The 15,688-nt window shown below is 40.1% G+C and carries 14 protein-coding genes and 2 rRNA genes; 11 read left to right on the top strand and 5 right to left on the bottom strand.

Annotated elements, in window-relative coordinates; genetic code table 11:
• The first annotated feature begins 22 nt into the window (after positions 1 to 22).
• The 3 genes from AC5YDM_RS14010 to AC5YDM_RS14000 all read left to right on the top strand — a co-directional run bounded on the left by AC5YDM_RS14010 (position 23) and on the right by AC5YDM_RS14000 (position 3,710).
• Positions 23 to 2,919 (top strand): 23S ribosomal RNA (locus AC5YDM_RS14010).
• A 176-nt stretch (positions 2,920 to 3,095) separates the two neighbouring features.
• Positions 3,096 to 3,210: ribosomal RNA gene (gene rrf / locus AC5YDM_RS14005) — 5S ribosomal RNA — on the top strand.
• A gap of 107 nt (positions 3,211 to 3,317) precedes the next feature.
• Positions 3,318 to 3,710, top strand: coding sequence for a putative signal transducing protein (locus AC5YDM_RS14000; protein WP_496152690.1), 393 nt, complete (start codon positions 3,318 to 3,320; stop codon positions 3,708 to 3,710).
• Between the two features lie 62 nt (positions 3,711 to 3,772).
• Here the strand turns inward: AC5YDM_RS14000 and AC5YDM_RS13995 are convergent, their stop codons facing one another.
• The 4 genes from AC5YDM_RS13995 to AC5YDM_RS13980 all read right to left on the bottom strand — a co-directional run bounded on the left by AC5YDM_RS13995 (position 3,773) and on the right by AC5YDM_RS13980 (position 7,034).
• A complete protein-coding gene (locus AC5YDM_RS13995) occupies positions 3,773 to 4,516 on the bottom strand; it encodes an amino acid ABC transporter ATP-binding protein (protein WP_496152689.1) in 744 nt (247 codons plus the stop codon).
• 11 nt (positions 4,517 to 4,527) lie between these two features.
• Positions 4,528 to 5,205, bottom strand: coding sequence for an amino acid ABC transporter permease (locus tag AC5YDM_RS13990; protein WP_496152688.1), 678 nt, complete (start codon positions 5,203 to 5,205; stop codon positions 4,528 to 4,530).
• A 2-nt stretch (positions 5,206 to 5,207) separates the two neighbouring features.
• Complete coding sequence (locus AC5YDM_RS13985) at positions 5,208 to 6,050, bottom strand: amino acid ABC transporter permease (RefSeq protein WP_496152687.1); 843 nt, start codon at positions 6,048 to 6,050, stop codon at positions 5,208 to 5,210.
• A gap of 87 nt (positions 6,051 to 6,137) precedes the next feature.
• On the bottom strand, positions 6,138 to 7,034 hold the full coding sequence (locus AC5YDM_RS13980; protein ID WP_496152693.1) for an amino acid ABC transporter substrate-binding protein: 897 nt from the start codon (positions 7,032 to 7,034) through the stop codon (positions 6,138 to 6,140).
• 514 nt (positions 7,035 to 7,548) lie between these two features.
• Between AC5YDM_RS13980 and AC5YDM_RS13975 the strand changes: the two genes are divergently transcribed.
• The 6 genes from AC5YDM_RS13975 (at position 7,549) to hisG (ending at position 12,546) form a co-directional block, all read left to right on the top strand.
• Entirely contained in the window at positions 7,549 to 8,997 is a 1,449-nt protein-coding gene (locus AC5YDM_RS13975) for an RNA polymerase factor sigma-54 (protein ID WP_496152686.1), read from the top strand.
• A 191-nt stretch (positions 8,998 to 9,188) separates the two neighbouring features.
• Positions 9,189 to 9,521, top strand: coding sequence for a ribosome hibernation-promoting factor, HPF/YfiA family (hpf, locus tag AC5YDM_RS13970; RefSeq protein WP_496152685.1), 333 nt, complete (start codon positions 9,189 to 9,191; stop codon positions 9,519 to 9,521).
• 85 nt (positions 9,522 to 9,606) lie between these two features.
• Positions 9,607 to 10,197 carry a cold shock domain-containing protein gene (locus tag AC5YDM_RS13965; protein WP_496152684.1) on the top strand — a complete coding sequence of 197 codons (591 nt, stop codon included), beginning with the start codon at positions 9,607 to 9,609 and terminating at the stop codon, positions 10,195 to 10,197.
• A gap of 133 nt (positions 10,198 to 10,330) precedes the next feature.
• Positions 10,331 to 10,582: a BolA family iron metabolism protein IbaG gene (gene ibaG / locus AC5YDM_RS13960; RefSeq protein ID WP_496126533.1), complete on the top strand. Its 252-nt coding sequence runs from the start codon at positions 10,331 to 10,333 to the stop codon at positions 10,580 to 10,582.
• Between the two features lie 6 nt (positions 10,583 to 10,588).
• Entirely contained in the window at positions 10,589 to 11,848 is a 1,260-nt protein-coding gene (gene murA, locus AC5YDM_RS13955; RefSeq protein WP_496152683.1) for a UDP-N-acetylglucosamine 1-carboxyvinyltransferase, read from the top strand.
• The gene (gene hisG / locus AC5YDM_RS13950; protein ID WP_496152682.1) at positions 11,845 to 12,546 is read left to right on the top strand and encodes an ATP phosphoribosyltransferase; all 702 of its coding nucleotides are present in this window, start codon (positions 11,845 to 11,847) and stop codon (positions 12,544 to 12,546) included. Before murA ends, hisG begins: the two co-directional genes overlap by 4 nt.
• A 45-nt stretch (positions 12,547 to 12,591) precedes the next feature.
• Here the strand turns inward: hisG and AC5YDM_RS13945 are convergent, their stop codons facing one another.
• Positions 12,592 to 12,939: a nuclear transport factor 2 family protein gene (locus AC5YDM_RS13945; RefSeq protein ID WP_496152681.1), complete on the bottom strand. Its 348-nt coding sequence runs from the start codon at positions 12,937 to 12,939 to the stop codon at positions 12,592 to 12,594.
• A 168-nt stretch (positions 12,940 to 13,107) separates the two neighbouring features.
• On the opposite strand from AC5YDM_RS13945, the gene hisD reads away from it, so the two are divergent.
• On the top strand, positions 13,108 to 14,409 hold the full coding sequence (hisD, locus tag AC5YDM_RS13940; protein ID WP_496152680.1) for a histidinol dehydrogenase: 1,302 nt from the start codon (positions 13,108 to 13,110) through the stop codon (positions 14,407 to 14,409).
• A gap of 77 nt (positions 14,410 to 14,486) precedes the next feature.
• Positions 14,487 to 15,581, top strand: coding sequence for a histidinol-phosphate transaminase (gene hisC / locus AC5YDM_RS13935; protein WP_496152679.1), 1,095 nt, complete (start codon positions 14,487 to 14,489; stop codon positions 15,579 to 15,581).
• Positions 15,582 to 15,688 lie beyond the last annotated feature (107 nt).

Below are 15,688 nucleotides of genomic sequence, written 5' to 3'. Positions count from 1 at the left end.
AAACGACTGTTTGGGGTTGTATAGTCAAGTAATTAAGTGCATGTGGTGGATGCCTTGGCAGTCAGAGGCGATGAAAGACGTAATAGCCTGCGATAAGCTCCGGGGAGGCGGCAAATATCCTGTGATCCGGAGATTTCTGAATGGGGAAACCCACCTGTCATAAGGCAGGTATCGTATGATGAATACATAGTCATACGAGGCGAACGAGGGGAAGTGAAACATCTCAGTACCCTTAGGAAAAGAAATCAATTGAGATTCCCTTAGTAGCGGCGAGCGAACGGGGAAAAGCCCATTAAGTCATATAAGTTCTAGTGGAATGCTCTGGGAAGTGCAACCGTAGTGGGTGATAGTCCTGTACACGAAAGGGCTTATATGATGATGTCGAGTAGGGCGGGGCACGTGAAACCTTGTCTGAATATGGGGGGACCATCCTCCAAGGCTAAATACTCCTGACTGACCGATAGTGAACCAGTACCGTGAGGGAAAGGCGAAAAGAACCCCTGTGAGGGGAGTGAAATAGATCCTGAAACCGCATGCATACAAGCAGTGGGAGCCGGCATTGAGTCCGGTGACTGCGTACCTTTTGTATAATGGGTCAGCGACTTACATTCAGTAGCAAGGTTAACCGAATAGGGGAGCCGTAGAGAAATCGAGTCTTAATAGGGCGTTTAGTTGCTGGGTGTAGACCCGAAACCAGGCGATCTATCCATGAGCAGGTTGAAGGTTGGGTAACACTAACTGGAGGACCGAACCCACTGTCGTTGAAAAGCCAGGGGATGACTTGTGGATAGGGGTGAAAGGCTAATCAAGCCTGGTGATAGCTGGTTCTCCCCGAAAGCTATTTAGGTAGCGCCTCGGACGAATACCATTGGGGGTAGAGCACTGTTTCGGCTAGGGGGTCATCCCGACTTACCAAACCGATGCAAACTCCGAATACCAATGAGTACTATCCGGGAGACAGACTGCGGGTGCTAACGTCCGTAGTCAAGAGGAAAACAATCCAGACCGCCAGCTAAGGCCCCAAAATCATAGTTAAGTGGGAAACGATGTGGGAAGGCATAGACAGCTAGGAGGTTGGCTTAGAAGCAGCCACCCTTTAAAGAAAGCGTAATAGCTCACTAGTCGAGTCGGCCTGCGCGGAAGATGTAACGGGGCTAAAACTATGTGCCGAAGCTGCGGATTTGCAATTTATTGCAAGTGGTAGGGGAGCGTTCTGTAAGCCGATGAAGGTGTATTGAGAAGTATGCTGGAGGTATCAGAAGTGCGAATGCTGACGTGAGTAACGACAAAGCGAGTGAAAAACTCGCTCGCTGAAAGACCAAGGGTTCCAGTCCAACGTTAATCGGGGCTGGGTGAGTCGACCCCTAAGGCGAGGCCGAAAGGCGTAGTCGATGGGAAATTGGTTAATATTCCAATACTTCTGTGTAATGCGATGAGAGGACGGAGAAGGTTAAGTCAGCCTGGCGTTGGTTGTCCAGGTGGAAGGTTGTAGGCATGTATCTTAGGCAAATCCGGGGTACTCTATGCTGAGAACTGATAGCAAGCTGCACTTGTGCAGTGAAGTGGCTGATACCATACTTCCAGGAAAAGTCTCTAAGCTCCAGTTACACAGGAATCGTACCCGAAACCGACACAGGTGGTCAGGTCGAGTAGACCAAAGCGCTTGAGAGAACTCTGCTGAAGGAACTAGGCAAAATGGTACCGTAACTTCGGGAGAAGGTACGCTGTCGACGGTGATGGAATTTACTTCCTGAGCGGTTGACAGCCACAGAAACCAGGCCCCTGCAACTGTTTATTAAAAACATAGCACTCTGCAAACACGAAAGTGGACGTATAGGGTGTGATGCCTGCCCGGTGCTGGAAGGTTAATTGATGGGGTTAGCGTAAGCGAAGCTCTTGATCGAAGCCCCAGTAAACGGCGGCCGTAACTATAACGGTCCTAAGGTAGCGAAATTCCTTGTCGGGTAAGTTCCGACCTGCACGAATGGCATAATGATGGGGGCGCTGTCTCCAGCAGAGACTCAGTGAAATCGAATTCGCCGTGAAGATGCGGTGTACCCGCGGCTAGACGGAAAGACCCCGTGAACCTTTACTGCAGCTTGACATTGAACTTTGATCTTACTTGTGTAGGATAGGTGGGAGGCTTTGAAACTCGGACGCTAGTTCGAGTGGAGCCAATCTTGAAATACCACCCTGGTAATATTGAGGTTCTAACTCTGCTCCATTATCTGGAGCGAGGACCATGTCTGGTGGGTAGTTTGACTGGGGCGGTCTCCTCCTAAAGAGTAACGGAGGAGTACGAAGGTGCGCTCAGCGTGGTCGGAAATCACGCGTAGAGTATAAAGGCAAAAGCGCGCTTAACTGCGAGACCCACAAGTCGAGCAGGTACGAAAGTAGGTCTTAGTGATCCGGTGGTTCTGTATGGAAGGGCCATCGCTCAACGGATAAAAGGTACTCTGGGGATAACAGGCTGATACCGCCCAAGAGTTCATATCGACGGCGGTGTTTGGCACCTCGATGTCGGCTCATCTCATCCTGGGGCTGAAGCAGGTCCCAAGGGTATGGCTGTTCGCCATTTAAAGAGGTACGCGAGCTGGGTTTAGAACGTCGTGAGACAGTTCGGTCCCTATCTACCGTGGGCGTTGGAAATTTGAGAGGATCTGCTCCTAGTACGAGAGGACCAGAGTGGACGAACCTCTGGTGTACCGGTTGTGACGCCAGTCGCATCGCCGGGTAGCTATGTTCGGAAGGGATAACCGCTGAAAGCATCTAAGCGGGAAGCCTACCTCAAGATAAGATTTCCCAAGGACTATATGTCCTCTAAAGAGCCGTTGAAGACTACAACGTTGATAGGTTGGATGTGGAAGCATAGTGATATGTGAAGCTGACCAATACTAATTACTCGTGAGGCTTGACTATACAACACCCAAACAGTTGTTGTATAAAGCTCAATTGATTCGATATTCATCAAAACAGCTTGATTCAGAAGCCCGTTAGTATGACAATATTCAACTCAGATATAATCTGTTAATAACTCATTTGGTAGAAAGCTCAGGCACTTTATAAGACCTAAGCAAGTATCCATAAACAGTTGTGCTGGCGACAATAGCAAGAGTGAACCACCTGATCCCTTCCCGAACTCAGAAGTGAAACCTCTTTGCGCTGATGGTAGTGTGGGGTTACCCATGTGAGAGTAAGTCATCGCCAGCTCATTATTCCTAAAACACCCCCTGTCATACAGGGGGTGTTTTTTTGTGCGTGTAAAGAATAGTCTAAGAGCTATAATGATTAAAATTTAAAAAGTAAATAAAGTTATAATGTGGGTATATTTAAAAAGTTTTTCTTTTCCATATGAAGCACAAATCATCAAATCAAGATTAAATGCTGAGGGAATAGAAGTCCATTTGGAAAATGAAAATATAATTAATATGAATTGGTTATATTCTAATGCATTAGGCGGTGTAAAGCTTTATGTGAACCTTGATAAAGTCTTGGATGCGAGAAGTATTATAGAACAAGATTTTAGTGATGATTTGGTTTTAGAATTTGGTGAAATTAATTCAAAATGCCCAAATTGCCAAAGTTATAATAATGAAACATATGTAAAAGGTACAAAAATTGCATTTTTAACCATGACTGTTTTAAATTTTCTTATTTCAAAAATTCAACAATGTTTTATTTGTAGTGATTGTAAGCAATTCTTTCATTAAATGTTGATATAAACTCTAGAGCAATCAAGACCTCAATATTAATATTGAGGTCTTGAAAAATATTAATGAACTGCAGAAATCTTCTCTAAGAAATGCTTTGTTCTTTCATGGCGCTCTTCAGGCTTATTAAAGAAATCATCTGTAGGGCAGTCTTCTAAAATTTTACCTTGATCCATAAAGATGACACGGCTCGACACTTTACGTGCAAAGCCCATTTCATGGGTGACACACATCATGGTCATACCTTCTTTAGCAAGCTGACTCATGACTTCGAGTACTTCACCTACCATTTCAGGGTCAAGTGCAGAAGTTGGTTCATCAAACAACATGCAAACAGGATCCATACATAAGCCACGTGCTATGGCTACACGCTGTTGTTGTCCACCTGAAAGTTGACCTGGGAACTTATCTTTATGTGCAGATAATCCGACACGATCTAGATATTGTAGTGCCTTCTTGCGTGCTTCTTCGGTAGAGCGTTTAAGGACTTTAATTTGACCAATGGTGAGGTTATCTAAAACAGTCATATGTGGAAATAATTCAAAGTGTTGAAAAACCATACCTACACGTGAACGGAACTTTGCTAGATCTGTTTTTGGATCTTTAAGAGCTGTTCCATCAACAATGATATTTCCTTTTTGAAATGGCTCTAGTGCATTGACTGTTTTAATAAGCGTCGATTTACCTGAACCTGAAGGTCCACAAACTACAACAACTTCACCTTTTTCGATAGAGGTCGTACAGTCAGTTAAGACCTGAAAATCTCCATACCATTTTGAGATGTCTTGAATTTCTATCATTGGCATATTGATTCTCCTTATCGAATAATGGCTATTTTTTGATGTAAACGCTTCACTAAACGAGATAGTGCGAAAGATATAACAAAATAAATGACTGCAACGAGCAGGTAGAATACAGCTTTAGTTTCAGAACCATAGGTGTTGGCGAGTGTGTTTGCATTACCTAAGAAGTCAGGTGCACTAATCACATAAACTAAAGATACGTCTTGAAAAAGAACAATAGACTGCGTCAAAATCACAGGAAGCATATTGCGGAATGCTTGTGGTAATACGACATTTGACATGGTTTGACCGTAGGTAAAACCAAGCGCATAGCCTGCATTCACTTGTCCTTTAGAAACCGATTGAATACCTGAACGTACAATTTCAGAAAAAAATGCGGCCTCAAAAATAGCGAATGTGACCACACTTGAAAATAGTGGGCCATAATAGGTGTGATATTGAAAATCAAAAAACTTTGGCAATAAGAAGTAGAAAATAAAAATGACTTGAATTAGTGGAACACCACGGAAGAAGTCAACGTAGAATTTGGCAAAACCACTTGCAAGTTTATTATTCGAAAGTCGCATCATTGCCAATGGGGTACCAATCAAAATACCACCGATGATCGAAAGTACAGTCACGGTAATGGTAAATTTGAAACCTTGAATCAGTGTGGTAATGACATCTTCATTTTGTAGAATACTAAAATCCATGCTTATTTACCTCCTGAGCCAAGACCGGGTACGGCCATACGTTTTTCGATCCAACCCATTAAGTATTTAATCGCATAAGTAATCACGAGATAAACTGGGGTGGAGAGGATTAAAATCACAATATCTTGTGAAGTTTCTTCTCGCATTGTTTTGGTATAAGCAAAGAAATTTAAAACGCTTAAAGCAAATAAGACGGCAGAGTTCTTAAATACATTCATTGCTTCAGAAGTCAGTGTCGGCCAAACAATACGGTAGGCAACAGGTAAAATGACATAACGATAGCTTTGGTTTTGAGTCAAGCCAATCGCAAAAGCAGCATTTTTTTGACCTTGTGAAACGGTACTAATCCCTGCGCGAACCTGTTCTGCGATACGTGCAGCGGTGTAAAGTCCTAATGCAAAAACACCAATAATCGCAGGATTATCATTAAGAATATTTTGCCACCAACCGCCTGCAACCATTTCTCCACTGCCTGTACTCATGCTGAGTGGTAAAAGTTGTGGGAATACAAATGCCCAGAAGAAGAGTTGAACGATGAGCGGGATATTTCGGAATAGTTCAACGTAGCATGTGCCTATAAAAGCCAAAGGCTTACTTGGCAGGGTACGTATGATTCCAATTAAAGAGCCAAGTAAAAAGGCAATTATAAATGCAGCAAATGCTGTCCACAGCATTGTCCATACACCAGAACCGAGTATTTGTAACCAAGTCGGTGCATCTGCAATAGGAGAATAACTTTCACCACCAATCGCTTTACAGATGGATTCAGCCCAAGCGGCTTTATCTTCCCCATATTCGTTTGATGCTAAACAATAAGCAGTCCAATTAAGTGAGCCAACTGACATGTGTGCTCCTTGAGTAAATTATTTTTTATCATTAAATAAGCCAAAGCATAGAAAATGCTTTGGCTCTATTGTTAAATTAAGAAAAGATTAATTAATCCCTTTATCGTTCGGTGCTGCTTTTAATTTATTGTAAGAGGTACTCATTGGCATATTGAGGTTGATATTTTTTGGTGGAATTGGAGATTGGAACCATTTTTTGTAAAGGGCTGCCATTTGACCATTTTTCCACATACCCGTCACGACTTTATCTGCAATCGCTTTGTATGCGGCATCGCCTTTAGGTAGCATAATGCCATAGGGTTCTGAAGACAGAACTGGACCAACAATTTTAAAGTCTTTTGGTTTTGAAGATTTTGCGATTAGTCCTGCAAGAATATTGTCATCCATGACAAAGGCAGCGGCACGACCAGAGGCGACCATTGCAAACGAGTCTGAGTGATCTTTACCATAAACATTGGTGACTTTAACTTGCTCGCCTTTAGCACCCATTTTGATGTATTTATCAGAAGTTGTACCTTGGGTTGTAGCAACGGCTTTCCCGTTTAAGTCACCTAAATCTTTGACAGTTGAATTGGCTTTAACCGCCATACGTACTTCAGTTGCATAGTAGTTGGTTGAGAAACTAACTTGTTGCTGACGTTGAATCGAGTTTGTGGTTGTACCACATTCCATATCGATATTACCTGCTAACATTTCAGGTATACGCGTTGATGAAGTAACGGCTTTATATTCAACTTTTAAGTTTGGAAGTTTTAAATCTTTTTTTAGTGTATTGGCGAAGTTATTACAAATATCAATCGCATAACCCATTGGTTTACCACCAACGATATAAGAGATTGGATCGGAAGATTCGCGATAACCAATGACAACTTTACCTGATTGCTTAATTTTAGCGATGGTATCTGCTTGAACTGTGGTAAATGCACCGCCTGCCAAAATAACACCTAGGGTAGAAGCAAGTACTTTGGTCGATAATTTTTTCATCATGAAATCTCCATTTCTAATACTGATGTATAACCGTGATTATTAAATTTTTCGCTTAATCTTTATTCAAAATTCATACCATATTCAAAAAAAGGTGTATATAAAATAACCCTATAGTTGTTTTATACCGTCCTTAAGAATAAGTAAAGCTAAAAAAAGACTGAGTGAATGCCATCCAATTGCATTCATAATTTCTTTATTCTGAATTTATTTTATTTGAAATCGTTCAATTGAACAGGGGATTTGGCATTTATTCATTTGATAATATTTTGAGATCTATTTTTAAAAATGATATGTGAACACGTTTAAATGGTGCTTCAAAAGATTGATAAATCAGAAAAACAAAAAATAATTTAAATTTTGTTAAATTAAAGTTATTGAAAATAATAAATATATTTCAGTTTTATTAAAAATATATATTTAAATAACTTCTTTTCAATATGGGGTAGTTATGTTATAAAAATATCAGGCACGTTTTTTGCTTAATAATTACACTGCTGAGGGGATGTTGTTTATGAAGTTATCGCTGGGACTTAAAGTATCGAATTCTTTGTCCTTAACCCCTCAATTGCAACAAGCGATTCGTCTATTACAGTTATCCAGTTTAGAGTTGGAACAAGAAGTTCAATTACAATTAGAAAGTAATCCGCTGCTTGAACAAGTAGAAGAAGAGACACCGACTCAAAGTCTTGAACAAATCATTGATCATCCAACAACAGATTTAACGCATGAACTAAATGCAGATCATCTACCGAATGAATTGCCTGTAGATACAGATTGGGATGACGTTTATACCCATCAATCCTCTGCAATGGAAATGCCTGAATTTGAAGAGCGAGAAGACAATCGACAAGGTCATACCAGTTTAAAGCAACATGTTTTAGAGCAAGTAAATTTACTCAATTTTTCCCAAATTGATCGTTTGATTGCGCACTGTATTGTAGATGCATTGGATGATAAGGGTTTTCTTGATGAGACTTTGGACGAGGTGCTTGAAGCAGTACAGCATCTTTTAGATCAAATGGATTATGAGGAAGAGGTTGAGTTAGATGAGGTTGCTGTTGTCTTGAAACACATCCAGCGCTTAGATCCTTTGGGTGTTGGAGCACGAAATTTGGTTGAATGTTTATATATTCAATTGGATGTACTGCCTCAACATACTTTTGCACGTCCAGAAGCGTTGATGTTGCTCAAACATTACGAACTGCTGATTGCGAATGATTTAAACAAGCTGATTAAACAAACTGGATTTAAATTGGAGCAGCTTAAATCAGGGATTGAACTTCTAAAGACTTTACAAGCTTATCCTGGTTTGGCATTTGAAGAAAAAGAATCTGATTATCAAATTCCAGATGTGGTTGTTTCGAAGAAAAATGAGTCATGGCATGTCCAACTTAACCCAGATATTTTGCCAAAATTAAGAATTAACTCTTTTTATTCAAATATGATTCGTCGTGCAGATCAAAGTGCTGATAATCAGTATTTGCGTAATCAAATGTTAGATGCGAAAAACTTTATTAAAAGCGTCGATGAGCGCCATAAAACATTATTAAAAGTTGCGACGTGTATTGTTGAAAATCAGCGTGAGTTTCTAGAAATCGGCGCGGAAGGCATGAAGCCACTGGTTCTTCGTGATGTTGCCGAGGAAGTTGAATTACATGAATCGACAGTTTCTCGTGTAACCACCAATAAATTTTTACTCACACCCCGTGGATTATTTGAGTTGAAATATTTCTTTTCAAGTCATGTGGGGACGACGACAGGTGGGGAAGCATCTTCAACAGCGATTCGTGCAAAAATTAAAAAATTGATCGCAGATGAAAATCCGCGTAAGCCATTGTCAGATAACTCATTAGCTAAAATGTTGAATGAAGATGGAATTGATGTTGCGCGTCGTACGGTGGCAAAGTACCGAGAATCGTTACATATTCCAGCATCTTCTGATCGAAAAGTCTTGATCTAAATTTTGAAGTGTGATTATTTTAGAGATTCATTATGACGAAATAATGAATCTTTTTTATTCTACTTTTTATTGTATGAGGCAAGTCGAAATGGTTTCATGAATGTAATGTAGCGCATCCCGAATTGATCGCTCTGTCATGTCATATTTCGACTTTGACTGGTTCACATCCTATAACGGAGAGGGAAAGACGTATGCAAATTACAATTCGCGGACATCATTTAAGTATCACTCCAGCTATTGAAGAGAGTATTCGAGGTAAATTTTCTGAAATGACCAAACACCTTGATCAGGTGAATAGTATGCAGGTGAAACTTACTAAAGATCATCAAGTGGATAAGCGCTCTAAAAAGGGTAGTGCGAATCATATTGCGGAAGCGATTGTGCGCTTACCGGGTGTGGAATTATTTGCCCAAGCCTCTGGTGATGATATGTATGCTTCAATTAAAAAGTTGACTGAAAAAATTAAAAAACAACTTACGCGCTATCGTAAAATGCAGATGGAATACCAACCATTAGCAGTTTGAGAATGAATCCTATAGAATTCTAAGGAAGAGGTTGATAAACCTCTTTTTTATTATTCAAATTTTATAAAAAAACGGATGTGTAGTTATGTTTGTTGAGGGGATTGTTAAAACCTACAATGTAGAAAAAGGTTTTGGTTTTATTAGTGTTGAAGGGGAAAATAAAGACATCTTTTTTCATATAACAAATTGTCCTAATAAGCATGTTGAACCGAAGCAAGGGGAGCGCTTCAAATTTAGAGTTATTAATGAAAATGGCAAGCCTAAAGCGGATAATATTATTCGATTGGATTTAAAGGTTGAAAGTGTAAGGCATACCCCACAAAGTCGTGCTTTATCTAGAGAGCAAGGATATCGTAAAAATAATGATGATAAAAGTAATTCAGGCAGTGGCTCTGGATTTATGATCCTTGGGCTGTTGGTAATCATTGGGTTGGTTTATGCTATTTATAATAAATATCAACGAGTAGATTTGGCAGGACAGGTCTCGAACCCTATTGAAACAATTGCAGAACTATCTACAAACTCTAATCCAAATGGATATCGCTGTGATGGTCGTGTTCATTGTTCAGAAATGAACTCAAGAGAGGAGGCTCGTTGGTTTGTTCGTAACTGTCCTGGAACAAAAATGGATGGGAACAATGATGGTGAGCCATGTGAAAGAGACTCTCGATGGTAGTAAATAAGTATTATTGGATATGATTAACCTCTTTTTTTATAGATTAATTGTATGTCCTAATGAATTAAATTACCGACTTATAGTAAAATAGGCGGTTTTTACACTAATGATCGTCCCATAAGAGGTCTTTGCAATGAATAGTGAACAGCTCACTGAAATTTTAACAGCTGCTTTCCCTGCTGCTGATGTTGCTGTAAGTGGACAAGGTGGGAAGTTTGACCTCCGTATTGTAGATGATCAGTTTGAAGGTAAGAGAACTGTTGCACGCCAACAGTCTGTATATGCTCCGCTGAATGAATATATTAAAAGTGGCGAAGTTCATGCAGTGACAATTCGCGCAATGACAAAAGAAGAATGGCGCAAAGCTAGTCTTTTCGGAGCTTAAGGTTTAATGGATAAGTTTTTAATTACTGGTGGTGCGAAGCTTGAAGGTGAAGTTCGTATTTCTGGGGCAAAGAATGCAGCACTTCCTTTACTCGCTGCAATGATCTTGGCTGATAGCCCGATTACACTGCGCAATGTACCAAATTTAAAAGATGTAAATACATTGGTGAAATTGATCAGTGGATTAGGCGTAACGATGACCTATGAAGGTGATACGGTAACGGCTGATGTATCTACTCTAGACAATCAATTTGCGCCTTACGAACTTGTAAAAACCATGCGTGCATCTATTTTGGTGCTTGGTCCATTATTAGCGCGCTATGGTAGTGCACAAGTATCACTTCCAGGTGGTTGTGCAATTGGTTCTCGCCCTGTAGATCAGCATTTAAAAGCTTTAGAAGCTTTGGGTGCACAGATTGAGGTCGAAGCGGGTTATGTACATGCTAAAGTCGACGGTCGTCTTAAAGGTGGCGAAGTTGTCTTTGATATGGTGACGGTTGGCGGTACAGAAAATATTCTGACTGCTGCAGTACTTGCAGATGGTGTAACCACAATTCGTAATGCAGCACGTGAACCTGAAATTACTGACCTTGCGCAAATGCTCATTAAAATGGGTGCGAAGATTGAAGGTTTAGATACAGATACACTCGTAGTAACGGGTGTTGAGAGTCTACATGGTTGTGAATATTCAGTTGTAGCAGATCGTATCGAAACAGGTTCATACTTAGCTGCTGCTGCGATTACGGGTGGTCGTGTAAAAACGACACATACAGACCCATTATTGATGGAAGCTGTACTTGATAAATTCGAAGAAATGGGCGCGGAAGTGACCCGTGGTGACGATTGGATCGAACTGGATATGATGGGCAAGCGTCCGAAAGCTGTGAGCTTTCAAACCCTTCCACATCCAGAGTTTCCAACAGATATGCAAGCTCAATTGATGGCAGTGAATGCGATTGGTCGTGGTTTTGCAACGATTTCTGAAACGATTTTTGAAAATCGTTTTATGCATGTACCTGAATTGTCACGTATGGGTGCGAACATTCAGGTTGAAGGTAATGATGCAGTGGTTACAGGCGTGGAAAAACTTTCTGCTGCACCTGTGATGGCGACAGATTTACGTGCTTCTTTCTCTTTAGTTCTAGCAGCATTAGCGGCTGATGGAGAAACTTTGATTGATCGTATTTATCACATCGATCGTGGTTATGAAGATATTGAAGCAAAATTACAAGGTATTGGTGCCCAAATTAAGCGAGTAAGTTCATGAGCGATATGAGAAACGATGATCCGAATTTTGATGTAATGGGAAATTTTGATCATGGTTTAACATTGGCTTTAAGTAAAGGTCGTATCTTAAAAGAAACACTTCCTCTACTTGAAACCGCTGGAATTAACTTACTGGAAGATCCAGATAAATCACGTAAGTTAATTTTTCCGACAACACACAAACACGTACGTATTTTGATTTTACGTGCATCTGATGTACCGACCTATGTGGAAAATGGTGCAGCGGATATTGGTGTTGCAGGTAAAGATGTGCTGATGGAACATGGCGCGCAAAATGTTTATGAGCCTTTAGACTTGAAAATTGCTGTATGTAAGTTGATGACAGCAGGTAAAGTTGGCATGGTTCGTCCGAAAGGTCGTTTAAAAATTGCCACTAAATACGTGAACTTAACCCGTCAATATTATGCAAGTTTAGGCGAGCAAGTAGATGTGATTAAGCTTTACGGTTCAATGGAACTTGCACCTCTAGTGGGTTTAGGTGATTACATTGTAGACGTTGTGGATACAGGTAATACCTTGCGTGCCAATGGTTTAGAACCGCTTGAAGAAATTTGCAAAGTGTCTTCACGTTTAATCGTGAACAAAGCGAGCTTTAAACGTAAGCAAGCTTTACTTAATCCGATTCTTGCTCAGCTTGAACAGGCTGTTGAAGATCGTGAAAATGCGAAAAAAGCTTAATCTGTATTAAGTTTTTATAAGCCGTCCGAAAGGGCGGTTTTTTTATCACTGTTTTAGGGTAATACAGTAAGATTGAATTTTGATGATTTGGGATGCTTGATTAAACTCGTAAATGTCACAAGCGGAGATCTTTGTGGTTTGATCACTAGATTGAAAGCTCGCTTGTCCTTGTATAATAATAAATGGATCTGTTAAATGAATCTGATCCAATTCAAAATGATGAGTAACACTTTGAAAATAACTTTCTATTTTTTGTGTTTGCTCTATTACAGCAAGCTTGCCTGAAAAAGTACTCTCTCCAATAACATTCCAGAGGATTTCATCATCTAGATATTGAAAAATTTGACTAAATTGACCTAAAGAGAAGTGCTTTGCGATGTCGATATTATTCATGATAATCACTTTTTATTGGAACTTTTGGAATTATTCTAGTGTGCTTACTAGTGAGTTTATCAATAAAATCAAAAGTAAATATTCATTAAACTAGCATGATTGAACGTTGAATCTTATCCACAATAGCAAGGAAACAAGGTAAACTAAAGCTACCCTTTATTATTCATTGTGGATAAATTGATGCGACGTTTATCGACTCAAGATCAAAATTTCAAACAAGTCTTTGCTGACTTATTGGCTTTTGAAACTGTGAGTGACCCAGAGCTTTTAAAAACCGTAGATCAAATCATTGCAGACGTACGTCAGCATGGTGATGCTCATGTTCTTAAACTTACTCAACAGTTCGATCGACATCCAGCGCATCAATTCTCAGACTTAGAGTTGACACAAGAGCAACTGAAAGCAGCATTTGAAGGATTAACCACGGAAGTGCGTGAAGCTTTGGAAATGGCTGCGAATCGTGTTCGTGAATTCCACCAAGCTCAAAAACAAGATGGCTGGACCTATGTCGATGCACTCGGCAATACACTAGGTCAAAAAGTAACGCCATTAGATCGTGTAGGTATTTATGTTCCGGGTGGTTTGGCTTCTTATCCATCTTCAGTTTTGATGAATGCCATTCCAGCTCATGTTGCCGGTGTGCCTGAAATTATCATGGTTGTACCGGCACCAAATGGTGATCTCAATCCATTGGTTTTAGCAGCAGCTCATTTAGCAGGTGTGAGTCGTGTCTTTACGATTGGTGGTGCGCAAGCAGTTGCGGCATTGGCTTATGGTACGGAAACGATTCCTTCAGTTGATAAAATCACAGGTCCGGGTAACCGTTTCGTTGCTGCGGCAAAACGTGCAGTGTTCGGTCAAGTCGGCATTGATATGATTGCTGGACCTTCTGAAATTTTAGTCTATGCGGAAGGTGACAATAATGCAGAATGGTTGGCAATGGATCTATTGTCACAAGCTGAGCATGATACTGTTGCACAAGCGGTATTCATTACACCTGATGAGCAACTGCTAAATGACGTTGCACAGTGGATTGAAAAGCATTTAGAAGCTTTACCAAAGGCAGATATCGCACGTACTTCAATTGAGAATCGTGGTGCATTGGTTTTAGTTAAAGATCGTGCGGAAGGTGTAGACTTAATTAACCAAGTTGCGCCTGAGCATTTGATGTTGTGTTTAGATGAAGCTGAAGCAATGTCAGAAGACATCCGCCATGCAGGTGCAATTTTCATGGGGCGTTTTACACCTGAAGCCATTGGTGATTATTGTGCAGGTCCAAACCATGTCTTGCCAACCTCGGGTACTGCACGCTTTTCATCTCCATTGGGTGTTTACGACTTCCAAAAACGTTCAAGCTTGATTATGTGTTCACAACAAGGTGTGAAAACACTTGCTAGAACAGCGGATATTTTGGCGCAACAAGAGAACTTAGATGCTCATGCGCGTTCAGCACGCTACCGTTATCAATAAGCATTCAACATGACACGAGGGCTGATTGATCAGCCCTTTTTTGAGACAAAATTTGAGCCAAAATTCGAGATAATAAAATGAATATTAGCACTGAACAGATGCGTTTTTGGAGTCCTGAAGTACGAGAATTAGACCCGTATACACCAGGCGAACAACCAAAAATTCAAAATATTTTAAAATTGAATACCAATGAAAATCCATATCCGCCGTCACCTAAAGTTGTAGCAGCGGTGCAAGCGGTTTTGGAAAATTCAGCAGATGTATTACGTTTATATCCAGATCCAGATGCGACTGAATTAAAACAAGCCATTGCAAAACAACAGCATGTTCCTGTGGAAAATGTCTTTGTTGGAAATGGATCAGATGAAGTATTAGCACATATCTTTAAAGCATTTTTTGTACAAGATAAGCCGATTCTTTATCCAGATATTACCTATAGTTTCTATCCTGTTTACAGCCAATTTTTTGGTCTAGTAACGAAGACTAAAATTATTCCATTGAATGATGATTTTGAAATTAATGTTGCGGATTATAAGCAACCAAATGGCGGAATTATTATTACCAATCCGAATGCGCCAACCAGTATTGCATTAGGATTATCTGCGATTGAGGAAGTACTTCAAGCGAATCCAGATTCAGTTGTGGTGATTGATGAGGCTTATGTTGATTTTGGTGCAGAATCAGCGGTGTCATTGGTTGAAAAATACGACAATTTAGTCGTGTGTCAAACAACGTCAAAATCACGTTCTTTAGCAGGGCTACGTGTTGGCTTTGCAATCGCACAACCACATTTGATTGCAGCCTTAGAAGCGGTGAAAAACAGCTTTAACTCATATCCAATTGATCGTTTTGCGATAGCCGCTGCCGTAGCTTCATTTGAAGATCAGGCTTATTTTGAAGCACAAAATAATAAGGTGATTGCTAGTCGTGAAAAGTTAGTGGCTCAACTGACTGAAATTGGTTTTAAAGTATTACCGTCGAGTGCAAATTTTATTTTTGCTTCATTGCTAAATAAAGATGCAGGTGAATTAGCCGCTCAATTACGTGAACATGGGATTATTGTGCGCTATTTCAATAAGCCACGTATTAATCAATTTTTAAGAATCACAATTGGTACTGATGAGCAAAACCAGCGTTTGGTTGATACCTTAAAAAATTCAATTTTAGCTTAATTTAGAGTCTAAAATACTGATAGTTAGGGTATCTCAAACCACTAACTCCTAAATTGTGATTTTGAGTTAATTATAAAAAAGCGAATCAAGAGATTCGCTTTTTTATT

It is taken from the genome of Acinetobacter sp. CY81 (assembly GCF_059515925.1).
This window is presented reverse-complemented; position numbering and strand designations above follow the sequence as displayed.